Origin of the sequence: Mitsuokella jalaludinii DSM 13811 (assembly GCF_000702905.1) — a bacterium.
GTDB classification, from domain to species: domain Bacteria; phylum Bacillota; class Negativicutes; order Selenomonadales; family Selenomonadaceae; genus Mitsuokella; species Mitsuokella jalaludinii.
The window spans coordinates 19738-35355 of the sequence record NZ_JNKR01000007.1 but is presented as its reverse complement, the minus strand read 5'-3'; the positions used below and the strand labels follow the sequence as shown (position 1 = coordinate 35355).

The 15618-nt window shown below is 61.8% G+C and carries 15 protein-coding genes; 1 reads left to right on the top strand and 14 read right to left on the bottom strand.

Translation table 11 applies throughout. The features are described 5' to 3' along the window. Positions 1 to 102 precede the first annotated feature (102 nt). The 8 genes from T518_RS05540 to T518_RS05510 all read right to left on the bottom strand — a co-directional run bounded on the left by T518_RS05540 (position 103) and on the right by T518_RS05510 (position 6939). A complete protein-coding gene (locus T518_RS05540) occupies positions 103 to 696 on the bottom strand; it encodes a GerMN domain-containing protein (protein ID WP_036376491.1) in 594 nt (197 codons plus the stop codon). A 112-nt stretch (positions 697 to 808) separates the two neighbouring features. Next, positions 809 to 1906, bottom strand: a complete 1098-nt coding sequence (locus tag T518_RS05535; protein WP_036376488.1) for an N-acetylmuramoyl-L-alanine amidase family protein — start codon at positions 1904 to 1906, stop codon at positions 809 to 811. A gap of 29 nt (positions 1907 to 1935) precedes the next feature. Beyond that, complete coding sequence (locus tag T518_RS05530) at positions 1936 to 2139, bottom strand: DUF3006 domain-containing protein (protein WP_036376485.1); 204 nt, start codon at positions 2137 to 2139, stop codon at positions 1936 to 1938. Beyond that, positions 2136 to 3134 (bottom strand): ComEC/Rec2 family competence protein, encoded by a 999-nt coding sequence (locus T518_RS05525; protein ID WP_051652207.1) that lies wholly within the window; start codon positions 3132 to 3134, stop codon positions 2136 to 2138. The genes T518_RS05530 and T518_RS05525 overlap by 4 nt, the downstream gene beginning before the upstream one ends. Positions 3135 to 3210: 76 nt before the next feature. Further along, complete coding sequence (locus T518_RS05520) at positions 3211 to 4020, bottom strand: Cof-type HAD-IIB family hydrolase (RefSeq protein WP_036376479.1); 810 nt, start codon at positions 4018 to 4020, stop codon at positions 3211 to 3213. Between the two features lie 26 nt (positions 4021 to 4046). Further along, positions 4047 to 4292, bottom strand: a complete 246-nt coding sequence (locus tag T518_RS11970) for a hypothetical protein (RefSeq protein WP_155948078.1) — start codon at positions 4290 to 4292, stop codon at positions 4047 to 4049. Between the two features lie 102 nt (positions 4293 to 4394). Next, positions 4395 to 5009: a hypothetical protein gene (locus T518_RS05515; RefSeq protein WP_051652206.1), complete on the bottom strand. Its 615-nt coding sequence runs from the start codon at positions 5007 to 5009 to the stop codon at positions 4395 to 4397. Between the two features lie 88 nt (positions 5010 to 5097). After that, the gene (locus T518_RS05510) at positions 5098 to 6939 is read right to left on the bottom strand and encodes an acyltransferase family protein (RefSeq protein ID WP_081828431.1); all 1842 of its coding nucleotides are present in this window, start codon (positions 6937 to 6939) and stop codon (positions 5098 to 5100) included. Positions 6940 to 7104: 165 nt separating this feature from the next. On the opposite strand from T518_RS05510, the gene T518_RS05505 reads away from it, so the two are divergent. Continuing rightward, positions 7105 to 8211 carry an SGNH/GDSL hydrolase family protein gene (locus T518_RS05505; RefSeq protein WP_162177208.1) on the top strand — a complete coding sequence of 369 codons (1107 nt, stop codon included), beginning with the start codon at positions 7105 to 7107 and terminating at the stop codon, positions 8209 to 8211. Between the two features lie 176 nt (positions 8212 to 8387). Here the strand turns inward: T518_RS05505 and argH are convergent, their stop codons facing one another. From argH to argJ, 6 genes are all read right to left on the bottom strand, one after another. Next, entirely contained in the window at positions 8388 to 9815 is a 1428-nt protein-coding gene (gene argH, locus T518_RS05500; RefSeq protein ID WP_036376473.1) for an argininosuccinate lyase, read from the bottom strand. Further along, a complete protein-coding gene (locus T518_RS05495) occupies positions 9812 to 11023 on the bottom strand; it encodes an argininosuccinate synthase (RefSeq protein ID WP_036376470.1) in 1212 nt (403 codons plus the stop codon). Before T518_RS05495 ends, argH begins: the two co-directional genes overlap by 4 nt. A 120-nt stretch (positions 11024 to 11143) precedes the next feature. After that, positions 11144 to 12076: an ornithine carbamoyltransferase gene (gene argF, locus T518_RS05490; RefSeq protein ID WP_036376467.1), complete on the bottom strand. Its 933-nt coding sequence runs from the start codon at positions 12074 to 12076 to the stop codon at positions 11144 to 11146. Between the two features lie 166 nt (positions 12077 to 12242). Beyond that, entirely contained in the window at positions 12243 to 13451 is a 1209-nt protein-coding gene (locus T518_RS05485) for an acetylornithine transaminase (protein WP_036376464.1), read from the bottom strand. A 31-nt stretch (positions 13452 to 13482) separates the two neighbouring features. Next, positions 13483 to 14370 carry an acetylglutamate kinase gene (gene argB / locus T518_RS05480; RefSeq protein WP_036376460.1) on the bottom strand — a complete coding sequence of 296 codons (888 nt, stop codon included), beginning with the start codon at positions 14368 to 14370 and terminating at the stop codon, positions 13483 to 13485. Between the two features lie 32 nt (positions 14371 to 14402). Next, positions 14403 to 15614, bottom strand: coding sequence for a bifunctional glutamate N-acetyltransferase/amino-acid acetyltransferase ArgJ (gene argJ, locus T518_RS05475; RefSeq protein WP_036376457.1), 1212 nt, complete (start codon positions 15612 to 15614; stop codon positions 14403 to 14405). Positions 15615 to 15618: the final 4 nt, after the last annotated feature.

The following is a 15618-nucleotide window of genomic DNA, read 5'->3' as shown; positions in this document are numbered from 1 at the left end:
GATTTTATCATAACATAAAATGCGCAGGAATACAAGGATTTCTGCGCATTGCTGGACCAAAAAGTCAAAATATCAAGTTGTCTGGCACGGAGAAGCCCCGAATCACTTCAGGAGGTCTGCCATGCGTCCCATCGGCTGCGAGAGGTCCATGTGGCCGCTGAGCGATTCGACTTTCTTGCCGTCGATGAGGATCTGGACCTTCTTGACCTCCGGGAATTCCGTCAAGGTGTCGACGACGGAGCCGACGAGCATCGTCTCGCCCGTCGAGCCGCCGACGAAGTCCTTGCGCAGGTCGCCCGTGAAGTCGACCGTCGCCGTGCCGTTCTCGACCTTGACACTGCGGAGCTTGGTCTGCTTCGGGATGATGTTCGTCTGGCCCTTCTCCTTCGTGCCTTCGAGGAGCGACTCCATCGCCGCCGTGTACTTCTCCTGCCCGTCGAGCGTGACCGTGCGCTTGTCGGCAATGAGCTTCATGCCCTGCTCATCGGGGTAGTAGACCTTGATCGTGAGCTTCTGCGGCTTCTTCTCGGCGCCCTGGCTCGAGGACGTGGCTGCCGGTGCGCTCTCCGCCTGGATGGCAGATGACGAGCTGCCGTCTGCCGTGCCCTTGCCAGCCGTCTCTGAGCCGCAGCCGGCGAGAAGGGCGAGCGCGAAAATCGCGAGCCCCAGCATTGCGTAACGGACGTATTTCTTCATGATCCTTCATCTCCTGTTCCGTCTATTCCGTCTGCTTCATGTCATTCATGTTTTCATGCATATCCTTGCTTCTACACGTCTAGATTCGAGATTCGCCCTGCGATTCCCTGCCTCAGTTGCCGCTGAAATAGCGGCCGATGGCGCGCGCGATGGCCTCGGCGAGCTTCATCTGGTACTGGGCATTGCTGAGCAGCTGCTCTTCGTGCGCATTCGTGATGAAGGCGAGCTCGGCGAGCGTCGCCGGCATGCTCGAGTGCTTGATGACATAGAAGTTCGCCGTCTTGACGCCGCGGTTGAAGAGGCCGCCGGCCTTCTCGAGCTCCTCATTGACCAGAGTCGCGATGCGCTCGCCCCTCGGCGAGCCCGCGTAGTAATACGTCTCCATGCCGTGCGAGGCCGGATTCGAGAAGGCGTTGCAGTGGATCGAGACGAAGAGCTCCGCACCCGGCGTGTACTCGCCGACGTTGACGCGCGCTTGGAGCTCCTGGCGGTCCGATGCGTTCGGGCCGTAGACGTCGACGTCCTTGTTGCGCGTCATCGTGACGCGTGCGCCCGAGTTCTCGAGGATGGACTGCAGGTCCTTCGAGACGGCGAGCGTCACGGAAGCTTCCGTCACGCCCGTCGGGCCGACGGCACCCGTATCGCTGCCGCCGTGGCCCGGGTCGATGACGACCGAGTGGCCGCTGACGCCCGCGACGCGCGAGGAGCTCGCCGTGCCGCCCGTCGCGAAGATGTCGATGACGAGGCGGTACGGCTTCTTGGCCTTGCGGTCCGCCGGCTCTGCGTGCACGGCGTAGCTGCCGTCGACGACAGGGTTCTTGCAGTCGATGCGGATCTGCGTGTGGCGCGCCTCGAGCTCACGGATGTGCAGGTGCTTGGCGTACTTGGCGAGCAGCGTGTAGTCCGGCTTGAGCTTGCCCGGCTCCGTATTCGAGAGGTCGATGATGAGCTGCTTCTCGAGGTAGGGGCGCGTCGTGACATCGTACGTCACATTGTCCCGGTCCATGCCGACCTCGATGCGCAGGGCCTGGCGACCGTCGACCTCCGTCTCATACGACTGGAAGTAATTGAGTCTGTGCACCGCTTCGCGCCTTGCCGCCTCACCATTCTGCGGCAGGATGGCCGCCGCACAAGCGAGCAGCATCAAGAGCATGGCGGCTCCACGGCATATCTTGCTGAACAAAAAGAGTTCCTCCTTCTTCATTCTCATCTTGATCTATCAATCGTCTTTAATCGTCTTTAATCGTCTTTGAGGAGGTCGAGCGCTTCCTGCTCGGCCTTCTCCGTCGCTTCCCTGTCGTAGGCGATGTCGATCTTGAGGTAATCGCCCTCGCCGACGCCCTCTGGCAGGAAGCGCTTCGGGAAGTTGACTTTCTTCATCTCCTCGCCGAGCAGAAGCACGGCGAGGTCGCCCTCAAAGCGGTCGAGATAGGCTGAGATCATTGTGCCTTCCCCTCCTCTGCCTTGATGCTGTAGTCCTTGCCATCCGTCGTGATGGTGATCGTGCCGTTCTTGTCGGTCTCATAGACCTTGCCCTTGTAGACTTCGCCCTTGTCGTTCTTGACGAGCTTCGTCTTCTTCTGCGAGCCGTCGCGGCGGTCCTTGTAGGTGCTCTGGCCGAGGTAGCGCGCGAGCACATCCGTGTGCGGGTGGCCGTAATCATTGCCCTGGCCGCACGAAATCAATACCGCCTCCGGCCAGACGGCCTTGAGGTACGGCACGGACGAGCCCGTGCTGCTGCCGTGATGCGGGCTCTTGAGGATGGTGCTCTTGAGGTCCTTGGCATCCGCCTTCAGGAGCTGCTCCTCGACCGGCTGCTCGGCATCGCCCGTGAAGAGCATCGAGAAGTCGCCGTAGACGAGCCTACCGACGACGGACTCATTGTTCGGGTCGTGCTTGTAGCCCTTCTGCGTGCCCTTCTCGACGAGTTCCTTCGTCGGGTAGAAGACCTTGAACGAGACGCCGCCGCCGAAGTCGAGCACATCGCCGGCCTTGAGCGCCTGGTGCTTGATGCCTTTCGCCTTGAGCTGCTTCATGTAGCCGATGTAGAGCTTCGACGTCGACGGCATGCCGTTGTCGTAGACCGTGCCGACTTGGTAGTCCTTGAGGAGGACGTCCATGCCGCCGATGTGGTCGGCATGCGGATGCGTCAGGATGACCTTGTCGATCTTCTTGACGCCCGCCTTGTCGAGCTCGCGCTTGAACTTGTCGCGCTCGTCGACATCGCTCGTGTCGATGAGCACCGTCTGCTCCGCCGTCTGGATGAGGATGGAGTCACCCTGGCCGACGTTGAGCATCTTGATCGTGACATCCTTGCCGGCCGTGGCCGTCGCCGAGGACTTTGCAGCGCCCGAAGAGGCACTCGAAGAACTCGTGCCCTGGCTGCCGCCGCAGCCCGTCAGCACGGCGATGGCCAGCATGACGATGCCGAGTATCATACCGATTTTCTTTCTCACGTTTTTTCCCCCTGATACAATCAATTCCTATCTTTATATCTGCATATCTGCGCCTGCCTCAGAGCAGGTACTCTGCGATGCCCGCAGCCACGCCGTCCTCGTCGACGGACGGCACGATGTGGTCGGCCAGCGCCTTGAGCTGCGGCCGCGCATTGTCCATGACGAGGCTCGTGCCGACCGTCTGCATCATCTCGATGTCATTGAGCCCGTCGCCGAAGGCGAAGCTCCTCGAGACGGGGATGCCGAGATACGAGAGCGCGTGCAGGATGCCCGAGCCCTTCGTGACGTCTGCCGCGTAGAGCTCCATGTTCTTCTTGTGGTACGGGTCCATGAGGCCCGCGAGCCCCGGCCAGGAAAGCAGCTTCGCAAAGAGGCCGTGGCCGCCCGGGTCCTCCGAGGCGAATTCCATCTTCGCGACAGGCACCTTCTCGAGGTCGTAGTCGCGCACGAACTGCGTGACATCGACCTCGATGCTGCGGTAGAACGCCTCCGTCAGCTTGTACTCCGGCTTGAGGTAGACGCTATGCGGCCCCTCGAGGATGTACTCGACGCCGTGTGCTTCTGCAAGGTGCGCGATCTCTTCGACCGTCGCCTGCGGCAGCATCTTCTTGTAGATGGTCTTGTCGCCGAGCAGCACGACGGCGCCGTTCATGAGCACGTAGCCGTCGAACAGGTCCTGCTGCACGAGCTCCGGGTCGAGGTAGGCATACGGCCTGCCGCTCGCGATGAACGTGCAGTGGCCTGCCGCGCGCAGTGCGCGGATGGCCTCTTTGACGGGCGGCGCGATCTGCGTCTGCCCTTCCATGATGTTGATCAATGTGCCGTCGATGTCGAAGAAGACGGCTTTTCTCTCTTGTTTCACAGGCATTCCCCCATAGACCGATTGACCGGTATTCAACGCGACTTGCGGTAGTAGATGCAGCAGCGGACGATGGTCAGCACGAACCAGATGGCGAACGTCACCGTAAAGATCCAGTCGACCGTCTCCATCTTCGAGAAGTCCATCACCGAGAAGATGCAGATCGCTGCGATGGCGATCACGCCGTCCATCGGTTTGACCGCTGCAGAGAGCCAGCTCTCCTGCCCCTCCCGCTCCATTTTCGTTCTGTCCGGCTTATTGTTCTGATACGGTTTACGCAAAGTAAAGACTCCAATCTCGTGTATTCTTGCTTTTATACTACTCGGGATTGGAGTCAGATTCAAGTTATTTCAGAACCTCGATGGTACATTTTTTTGCAGTTGTCAGCGGTACTCGAGGTCGCGCGTGCCGCGGCGGATATCCTCCGACACGGGCAGGCTCGCCTCGTAGCGGCGCACGATGACGGACGTCGTCAGCACGCCGGCGAGCAGGACGATGGCGACAAGCAGGATGACGCGCGCCGTTGAGTTGTCGCTGTCGCCGTCATCCGAGAACAGGCCGCCGAGCCCCTGCTGCACGCTGTCGAGCGCCGGGCCGAAGCTCTGGATCGCGTTGTAGGTGTTGTAGGCCTGCGCGAACGTGTTCCAGCCGGCAACGCCGAGGTTCGAGAGCGACTTGTCGCGCGCGAAGGCGATCCACGACTGGATCGTGATGAAGATGCCCGAGCCGATGAGCGGCACGATGATCATGATGTAGATGAGGTTCATCATGACGCCGAGCATCGCGGGCGGCAGGTAGCCCGTGCTCACGGCGATGTAGCCGACGACGACCGCGTAGACGAAGGTGAAGCCGGCAGCCGACTGGATGGCGCCGCACCAGGCCAGCAGGCGGATCCAGCCGCCGACGGCCTTCGACTCCGCCCAGACGCGCCCGACGTTGCGGGCGTTGAGGAAACTGATGACGAGGTTGAGCCCTAAGACGAGAACAAGCATCAGCATGATTATCACTCCTTTTCAATCTGGATACCAGTATAAGCGGGCATTCTGAAAAGTAACGGAAAACGATAGAAAATCCATGGAAGCGTCATCAGTCGGCCGCGGGATGCGCGAGCGTCTCTGCCATCGTGTCATGGATGAGCTTGGCATAAGCGGCCGTGCCCTCGTCGTTCGGGTGGATGCCGTCGCCGCCGAGCCATTCCGGATGCTTGGAAACGAGGCCGTACCAGTCGACGATCGTCACGTTCGGATGGTCTTTGGCCATATTCGCGAGGTAGTCGTTGTTCGTCTGCTGCCACGAGAGCTCCGGGCAGTAGACATTGACCCAGAAGATGTGGCGGTCGGGACCGAGATACTCGAGGAGCGCGCGCGTCTGGACCTCGTACTTCTCGTAGCCGGCAATCGGGCCGTTCGTGCCGAGCGCGATGACGACGTTCTTGCCGAGGCGTCCCTGCGCCGCCATCTCTTTCGCCGCGTCGAGGCCGCCGCCGACGTAGCGCGAGACTTCCGCATCGATGATGCAGCCCGGCAGCACCTTGCGAAGCTCGCCCGAAGAGCCGAGCATGACGGAGTCGCCGATACAGGCGACGCCCGAGAGGTCGACCGCGGCTTCATCCTCCGCTGCCTTCTGCTCGGCGGCCTCTGCTGCCGCCTGGTCATTGGCCGCCTGCTGCTCCGCGGCATTGGCGGCGAGCCTCTCCTGCAGCTCACCCGTGTCGCTGACCTTCTGGTCGGCCGAGACGGCAATCGCGTGGCCGCCGAAGCCCATGAGCGCGAGGCCCGGCAGCGTGAAGGCCGTCAGGAAGATGCAGGCCGTGACGATGTGGCGGCCGCGGATGGCCGGCAGGCGGCGGCTCGTGATGACATGCGCGAGTGCGTCCGACCAGATGGTCAAGACGAGGATGGCTGCGATCTCGAGCGCCGCGTAGTACGGCAGCTGCGTCCAGCCGAGCTTGGCGAAGAGGTAGATGACCGGGTACTGCCAGAGGTAGATGCCAAAGCTGCGCTTGCCGAGCCAGCCGAGCCAGCGAAGCTTCGGGCTCTCGAGCGCGGCGCCGACGAAGAAGCGGTCGTCGGCCGTCAGCAGCAGGAGCACACAGAAGAGCGCAGTCATCGCGAGCATGCCCCACTCGTAGACGTAGGCAGACTGGCCGTCAAAGAGGAAGTAGGCGGCAATCGATACGCCGACGAGTACGGGCCAGGCGAGATAGCCGAGCAGCATCCTGTATTTGCCGAGGCGCGCACGCGGGTGGTCGACCCACCAGAGGCCGAGCACGGCGCCGAAGAGCAGCGCGTAGACGCGCGTGTCCGTGCCGTAGTAGAGGCGCGTGACATCCATGTCCGGCTCGTACATCATCGGCATGACGGCCGCCGAGCCGAGCGCGAGCAAGGCGAGTACCACGAGGCCTGCGCGGCGCCCGGCGAGGATGTCGAGAAAGGCGTAGAGCGCGAAGAGCAGCGGCCAGACGAGGTAGTACTGCATCTCGATGCCCATGAACCAGAGGTGCGTGAACGGCGAGGCATTCGTCAGGCGCGTGAAGTAGTCGGCATTCTGCGCGATCTGCCACCAGTTGTTGTAGCCGAGGACGATCGAGAGGAACTCCGGCCGGATGGCCGCGACGGCCTTCGGCAGCACGAAGGAAAAGACGCCGATCGTCGTCAGCAGCACGATGAAGAGCGATGGGTAGATGCGCTTGATGCGCTTCCAGTAGTACGCCTTCACGCGGAAGCGGTGCTCGAGCCAACTGCGCTTGCTCGTGTAGGCGAGCAAAAAGCCCGTGAGCACGAAGAAGAGGGAAACGCCGAGATAGCCGCCCGGCAGCCGCTCGGGGAACATGTGGAAGAGCGTGACGCCGACAATCGCCAGCGTGCGCAGCACATCGAGCCCGTCGATGTGCCGCCTGCCCGCCGCTTCACGTCCAAATAACGACAAAATGATCAACTCCTAAACCATGATATGTATAACTAATAATATAGAGTGCAGAGAAGGAAAAAACAAGCCCAAAAGCGAAAACCGATAGAAAGAGATGCATGGAGAAAGGATGGAACCGATTTGACTGCACACACGACTCAAACGACTCGAATGAGAATAACTCAAATGAGAATGAATGGAAAGAAAACAATACGACAGAAGCTGCTCACCGTGAGCCTCGCCCTCGCCTGCCTGCCGGGCACCGCCCTTGCCGCCTCCTTCCCCGCCACAGCCCCCGCCATCCACTATGAGGGGCGCTGGCAGGAGAACGGCGGCTGCTATGAAGCCGCGCAGGGGGCCGTCTACCTTGAGACGGATTTCACGGGCACGCGCATTGCCGCCGATCTCCAAGACCACGAGAACCGCTGGCTCGTCTCCATTGACGGCGGCCCTTCGCGCAAAGTGCGCGCCGCAGCAGACGGTCCGACCGTGCTCGCCGAGGGCCTGACCAATGGCCGCCACACGCTCAGGCTCGAGCGCGCGACGGAGGGCTCGTACGGCATCAGTCACTTCCGCGGACTCGAGGCTGACTCACTCGAAGCTCCCGCAAGACAGGCAGAGCGCCTGCGCCTGGAATTCGTCGGCGACTCCATCACGGCGGGCTTCCGCAACGACGGCATAAAGCATGGCCACAACGACGCTGCCATCGAGGACGGCTCAATGGCGTTTGCGCCGCAGCTCGCGCGCCTGCTCGGCGCCGACTACAGCGTCGTCGCCAAGTCGGGCGAAGGCGTCGTCCACAACTGGGGCACCCCCTGGCCTGACCGCGGCCTCCACACCGAGGAGCGCTACCGCTGGACCCTCTACGGCGCGCACAAGACGCCCGGCAACACCATCTGGCAGAGTGAGAAGCTGCCCGTCTCCGCCGTCATCCTCGCACTCGGCACGAACGACTTCAGCGACAAGAAGCGCCGCCCCTATCACGAGGAATACGTGCAGGCCTGGACGAGCCTCATCCGCCAGGTCCATGCGATGAACCCAGAGGCACCCATCATCTGCCTCGAGCCGCTGCCCGCCGCTGTCTCGCCGCTCGCGGGCCTCTGGATTGAGGAGGCCTGCCAGCGCGCACAGCGAGAAGGCATCCCGGCCCACTACATCGCACTCAACGCAGACGGCCCGCTGCTCGCCCCCGGGGACTTCGTCGGCGACGGCACGCACCCGACGAAGTCCGGCTCAGCCCGCCTCGCCCGATACCTCGCCCCGCGCCTCGCGCCCTTCCTACCCCATCATTGACAGGACCAGGCCATCGCCGCGTCCCCGCGCCCAATCCCCGCGCCGTCGTCCACGAGACGTATTACCTCGACAACGGCCAGCCGTTCCATTCTACATAGACACAAAGACGAGGAGCCCGCTTCCCCATCGCACAAGAGCGATGGGAGAAGCGGGCTTCTCGTTTCTTGTCTTTTTATTTACTTGACCTGGATCTGCTGGTCGGCTGCCCTGTCGGAAATCGTTTCCTCGGCTGCGAGCAAGTCCTTGGCGGCGTGGAGCTGGAGCTCCACCTGCTTGTAGGACGTGCCGCCGAGCGAGTTGCGGTTCTTGACGCACGTCTCGGGGCTGATGGCCTCCTTGATGTCGGCGCCGAAGAGCGGCGAGAGCTTCTGGAAGTCCTCGAGGCTCATGTCCTCGAGGTAGATGCCCTTCTCGATGCAGTCGTGGACGGCCTGGCCCGAGACGGCATGCGCCTTGCGGAACGGCATGCCCTTCTTGACGAGGTAGTCGGCGAGGTCGGTCGCATTGGAGAAATCCTCCGTCACGGCCTTCTTCATGACGTCCTTGCGGACCTTCATGCCGCGGATCAGCTGCGCGTAGACGGCGAGGCTGAACTTGACGGTGTCGATCGCGTCGAAGATGCCCTCCTTGTCCTCCTGCAGGTCCTTGTTGTAGGCAAGAGGCAGGCCCTTGACGGTCGTCAGCATGGCCATGAGGTGACCGATGACGCGGCCCGTCTTGCCGCGGACGAGCTCGGAGACATCCGGGTTCTTCTTCTGCGGCATCATCGAGGAGCCCGTGCAGTGCGCATCGTCGAGCTCGACGAAGTGGAACTCGCGGCTGCACCAGAGGATCGTCTCCTCCGAGAGGCGCGAGAGATGGACCATGAGAATCGAGGCCGCCGCGAGGAACTCCATGATGTAGTCGCGGTCGCTGACGGCGTCGAGGCTGTTCGTGTAGATGTTCTCGAAGTTGAGCTGCTTCTGCACGAATTCGCGGTCGATCGGGAACGTCGTGCCGGCGAGCGCGCCGGCGCCGAGCGGCATGATGTCCGCGCGCTTGTAGACGCCCTCAAAGCGGGCGAAGTCACGCGAGAGCATGCCGAAGTAGGCGAGCAGGTGATGCGAGAACAGGATCGGCTGTGCGCGCTGCAGATGCGTGTAGCCCGGCATGATGACGTCGCTGTACTTCTCCGCCGTCTCGACGAGCGCGCGCTGCAGGTTCTCGATCTCCTTCTGCACGGCCACGACCTCGCGGCGCACGTACATGTGCGTGTCGAGCGCGACCTGGTCGTTGCGGCTGCGCGCCGTGTGCAGGCGGCCGCCGGCCTCGCCGATGGCGTCGGTCAGGCGCTTCTCGATGTTCATGTGGATGTCCTCAAGGTCGACGGAGAACTCAAAGTTGCCCTGCTCGATCTTCTGGAGGATGTCCTTGAGGCCTGCGATGATCTTGTCGCGGTCCTCCTCTGTGATGATGCCGCATTTCGCGAGCATCGTAGCGTGCGCGATGGAGCCCGCGATGTCCTCGTGGTACATGCGCTTGTCGAAATTGATGGAGGCCTGGAACTCGTTGATCATCTCATCGGTCGACTTGGAGAAACGGCCTCCCCACATAGCCTTGCTCATTTACTGTTCTTCTCCTGCATCAGGGCGCGTACCTTGAGCGGCAGGCCGAAGAGGTTGATGAAGCCCGTGGCGTCAGCCTGGTTGTAGACATCATCGTGCTCGAACGTGACGTATTCCTTGCTGTAGAGGGAATACGGGCTCGTGGAGCCAGCGGAGATGATGTTGCCCTTGTAGAGCTTGAGCTTGACCGTGCCCGTGACCGTCTGCTGCGTGCTGTCGACGAAAGCGGACAGCGCCTCGCGCAGCTGGCAGAACCACATGCCATCGTAGACGAGCTCGCCGAAGCGGACAGCGACGTGCTGCTTGAAGTGGTACGTCATGCGGTCGAGGCAGAGGTACTCGAGCTCGCGGTGTGCGTAGTAGAGGATCGATCCGCCCGGGTTCTCATAGACACCGCGGGACTTCATGCCGACGAGGCGGTTCTCGCAGATGTCGACGATGCCGACGCCGTTGCGCGCGCCGATCTCGTTGAGCTCCGTCAGGAGAGCGACAGGATCCATCTTCTTGCCGTTGACGGCAACCGGCTCGCCCTTCTCGAAGTCGACCGTGACGTATTCCGGCTCATCCTTCGCGTCTTCCGGTGCCTTGGAGATCAGGAACATGCTGTTGTGCGGCTCGTTGGCCGGATCCTCGAGGTCGGAACCCTCATGGGAGAGGTGCCAGATGTTGCGGTCCATGGAGTACGTCTTGTTCTCCGTCGCGATGGGGATGCCGTGCTTCTTGGCGTACTCAATCTCAGCGGAACGGGAATCGAGGTCCCACTCGCGCCACGGAGCGATCAGCGTGATGTTCGGTGCGAGTGCCTTGACCGTCAGCTCGAAGCGGACCTGGTCATTGCCCTTGCCCGTAGCGCCGTGCGCGATGGCGTCAGCGCCTTCCTGCTTGGCAATCTCGACGAGCTTCTTCGCGATGATTGGGCGCGCAAAAGACGTGCCGAGCAGGTACTTGTCCTCGTAGACAGCACCGGCCTTGAGCGTCGGCCAGACGTATTCCTTGAGGAACTCCTCCTTGAGGTCTGCGATGTAGACCTTGGAAGCACCGGACTTCAGGGCCTTGTCGTGTACGGCGTCGAGCTCGTCACCCTGTCCGACATCGGCGCAGCAGGCGATGACTTCGCAGCCATCGTAATGCTCCTTGAGCCACGGGATGATGACGGAGGTATCGAGACCGCCCGAGTATGCGAGTACGACTTTCTTGATCTTAGCCATGGTAAAAACCTCTCTTCCTATACTCCTCCCCGCCCATCACGCGTTCATGCTTGCCATGGGCATCTGGAAGGGATAATGCACAGTCATAAAATTACAAGTCACCGATTACAGAATGCGTGTTCAGTCTGCCATCGTCAGAGCCATGATGGCCTTCTGCGTGTGCAGGCGGTTCTCCGCCTCGTCGAAGATGACATCGGCGTTGGCCTCGAGGACCTCCTCCGTGATCTCCTCGCCGCGGTAGGCCGGCAGGCAGTGCATGACGATGACGCGCTTGTCGGCGCCCTCGAGGAGCTCCTTGTTGACCTGGTACGGTGCGAAGATCTTCTTGCGCGCCTCGTGCTCGGCCTCCTGGCCCATGCTGGCCCAGGTGTCTGTGACGACGATGTCGGCATCTTTGACGGCCTCGTGCGGATCCGTGACGAGGCTGAGCGAAGCGCCCGTCTCCTTCGCGTCCTCGAGGGCGTTCTTGAAGACCGTCGCATCGGGGCGGTAATCCTCCGGCGTCGCCGCGACGAACGTCATGCCGACCTTCGCACAACCGTAGAGGAAGGAATTCGTCATGTTGTTGCCGTCGCCGACGTAGGCCATCTTGAGGCCCTTGAGGTTCTTGCCCTTGTACTCCTCGATCGTCAAGAGGTCGGTGAGGACCTGGCAAGGATGCAAGAGGTCCGTCAGCGCGTTGATGACCGGGATGTCCGCCCACTTCGCGAGCTCCTCCACGCGGTCATGGCCGAACGTGCGGATCATGATGCCGTCGAGGTAGCGCGAGAGCACGCGCGCCGTGTCGCGGATGGGTTCACCTCGCCCGAGCTGGAGGTCACGGTTCGAGAGGAAAAGCGCCTGGCCGCCGAGCTGGTACATGCCCGTCTCAAAGGATACTCGCGTTCGCGTCGAAGACTTCTCGAAAATCATGCCGAGCGTCTTGCCCTCGAGGATCTTGTGCGGCACACCCGCTTTCTGCTTTGCCTTGAGCTCCTTGGCGAGTGCCAGGATCTCCTGTACCTCATCCACGGATAAGTCGTGGATGGATAGCATGTCTTTCCCTTTCAACATATGATGACCTCCCTGCTGGAATCACTAGAACATCTGTAGTCTTGTAACTTCCGTAACTATTGCATATTATACATCAAATCCAGCCGCTTGAAAAGTGTAGATATGCATTTTTTTTGTATTTCTATACATATCACCCCGAACGGCTGAATTTTTTTATTTGTCGTACTTATTTATCGTATTTTGCGAGCACATCGTCGAGCGTCAGGATGACCGTGTCGACCTGCTCCTTCGTGATGATGAGCGGCGGGATGAAGCGCAGCACCTTGCCGGCCGTGCAGTTTATGATTGCACCCTCGGCGAGGCAGTCGTTGACGATGTCGCGGCCGTGCTCAGCGGAGGCGAGCTCGGCGCCGAGGATCAGGCCCGTGCCGCGGACATCCGTGATGAGTGCGGGGTGCTTGGCCTTGAGGTGCTCGAGCTGCTGCTTGAAGTAGCTGCCGACCGCCTCGACGTGCGCGAGGAACTCCGGCTTCGGCACCGTGTCCAAAACGACGTTGGCCGCCGCGCAGGCGAGCGGATTGCCGCCGAACGTCGTGCCGTGGTCGCCGGCGTGGAAGGCCTTGGCCACCGCATCCGTCACGATGAAGGCGCCGATGGGCACGCCGCCCGCGAGACCTTTTGCCAGCGTGACGATGTCCGGCTTGACGCCGTACTTCTCGTAGGCGAAGAACTTGCCGCTGCGGCCGATGCCGGCCTGGATCTCGTCGAAGATCAGGAGCGCGTGGTACTTGTCGCAGAGCGCGCGGACCTTCTTGAGGTAGTCGCCCTCCGGCGTGTAGACGCCGCCCTCGCCCTGGATCGTCTCGAGCATGACGGCAGCCGTCTTCTCGCTCATCATCGACTCGAGCTCCTCGATGTCGTTGTAGTGGACGTAGTCAAAGCCGTCGGGCAGCGGGCCGAAGCCCTCGTGGTACTTCGGCTGGCCCGTCGCCGTCAGCGTCGCGATTGTGCGGCCGTGGAAGCTGTCCCAGGCCGTGATGATCTGGGATTTCTCGGGGTCTATCTGGTGCGCGTACTTGCGCGCGATCTTGATGGCGCCCTCGTTGGCCTCGGCGCCCGAGTTGCCGAAGAACGCCTTGTCGAGTCCCGAGAGCGCGACGAGCTTCGCCGCGGCGTCGGCCTGCGGCTGCGTGTAGTAGAGGTTCGAGCAGTGGATGAGCTTCTTCGCCTGCTCGGAGATGGCCGTGACGAGCGGCCCGTAATCGTGGCCGAGCACGTTCACGGCGATGCCGCCTAAAAAGTCGAGGTACTTCTTGCCGTTATTGTCCCAGAGGTACGCGCCCTCGCCGTGATCGAGCACGATCTTGTAGCGGTTGAAGACCGGCAGGTAGTCCTTCGCGTCCTTCTCAAATATCTCTTTATCCGTTTCCTGCATGAAATCGCATCCTTCTCTTTTATCGTGATTGTCAGCGCACGACCTGCGTGCCGATACCCTGCGAGGTGAAGATCTCGAGGATGATGGAGTGGTCGAGGCGGCCGTCGATGATGTGCGTCTTGCCCGTGCCCTTCTCGAGGGAGGTCAGGCAGGCCTCCACCTTCGGGATCATGCCGCCCTGGATGACGCCCGACTTGATGTAGTCGCGCGCCTCCTGCATGTGAAGCGTCGAGAGGAACGAGGACTTGTCGGAAAAGTCCTTGTAGATGCCCTCGACGTCCGTCAGTAAGAGCAGCTTCTCCGCGTGCAGCGCCCCGGCGATCTCCGCCGCGACGTAGTCGGCGTTGATGTTGTAGCTCTCGCCGTTCGCGCCGACGCCGATCGGCGCGATGATGGGCACGTAGTCCTGGTCGAGGAGGTCCTCGATGAGGGCCACGTTGACCTTCTGGACGGCGCCGACGTAGCCGATGTCGACCTTCTTCTTTTCATCGCCCTCGTAGACTGTCGCGAGCTTCTTCTGGGCGCAGATGAGATTCGCATCCTTGCCCGAGAGGCCAACGGCGCGCACGCCGCGGTGATTGAGCAGGTTGACGATCTCGGAGTTGACCTTGCCGTCGAGGACCATCTCCGCGATCTCGACCGTCTCCGCGTCCGTCACGCGCAGGCCGGCGACGAACGACGACTTCTTGCCGACCTTCTTGAGGAAGCCCGTGATCTCCGGGCCGCCGCCGTGCACGATGACCGGGCGGATGCCGACGTACTTCATCAGCGCGACATCCTGCATGACCTTCTCTTTGAGGTCCTCATTGATCATCGCATTGCCGCCGTACTTGATGACGATGGTCTTTCCGTAAAATTCCTGGATGTAGGGCAGCGCCTCGACGAGGATGGCTGCCTTATCCTTGGCTGTGAATGTCATACTATCCTTCCCCTATCTCTTGCGCCAGTCTATCAGGTGTGATACTCGCCGTTGATCTTGACGTACTCGTAGGAGAAGTCGCAGGTCCAGACGGTCGCCTCTTCCTCGCCCTGGCCCATGTCGATGGAGATGGTGATGTCGTGCTGCTCCATGACCTTGGCGAGCGCCTCAGCGTCGTATTCGGCGCCGACACCGTGTGCGTAGACGGGGATATCGCCGAACTTGACGACGACGTCTTCGGGGTTCATCGGCACGCCGGCATAGCCGACGGCGCAGATCACGCGGCCCCAGTTCGGGTCAGCGCCGAAGAAGGCCGTCTTGACGAGCGGGCTCTTGGCGACGCTCATGGCGATCGTCTTGGCGTCGGCGAACGTCTTCGTGCCCGTGACGTGGACCGTCAGGAACTTCGTCGCGCCCTCGCCGTCATCGGCGATCTCCTTGGCGAGTTCCTTGCAGAGCTTGTCGAGCGCCTCGACGAACTTGGCGTAGTCCTCGCTTCCCTCCGCGATCGGCGCATTGCCGGCCGCGCCGTTGGCCATGACGATGGCCATGTCGTTCGTGCTCATGTCGCCGTCGATCGAGATCATGTTGAAGGACGTCGCGACGACCTTGGAGAGCGCCTTCTGCAGGAGCTTGCTGTCGATGGCGGCATCCGTCGTGATGAAGCAGAGCATCGTGGCCATGTTCGGCTGGATCATGCCCGAGCCCTTGGCGATGACGCCGAAGCGCACCGTCTTGCCGCCGAGCTCAATCTCGAGCGCCGCCGTCTTCGGATGCGTATCCGTCGTCATGATGGCCTGGCTTGCCGCGCTGCTGCCGTCCGCCGAGAGCTTGCTGACGGCGTCCTTGACGCCCGCTTCCAGCTTGTCCATCGGCAGCGGCACACCGATGACGCCCGTCGAAGCGACGACGACATCTTGTGGCGTGCAGCCGAGCGCCTCGGCAGCGATCTCCTGCGTCGCCTTGGCGTCTTTTTCGCCCTGCTCGCCCGTGCAGGCATTGGCACAGCCGGCATTGGCGACGATGGCGTGCGCCGTGCCCGTGGCGACGACGGCCTTCGAGGCAAAGACCGGCGCAGCCGCTACGGCGTTCTGCGTGAAGGTGCCGGCGACAGCCGCCTCCTTCTCCGTGTAGATGACGGCGACATCGAGGTTGCCGCTCTTCTTGATGCCGGCCTTGACACCGGCGGCCTTGAAGCCCTGCGGGAACGTGACGCCCGCCTCATTGTGGAATGCGTTGATCATATGG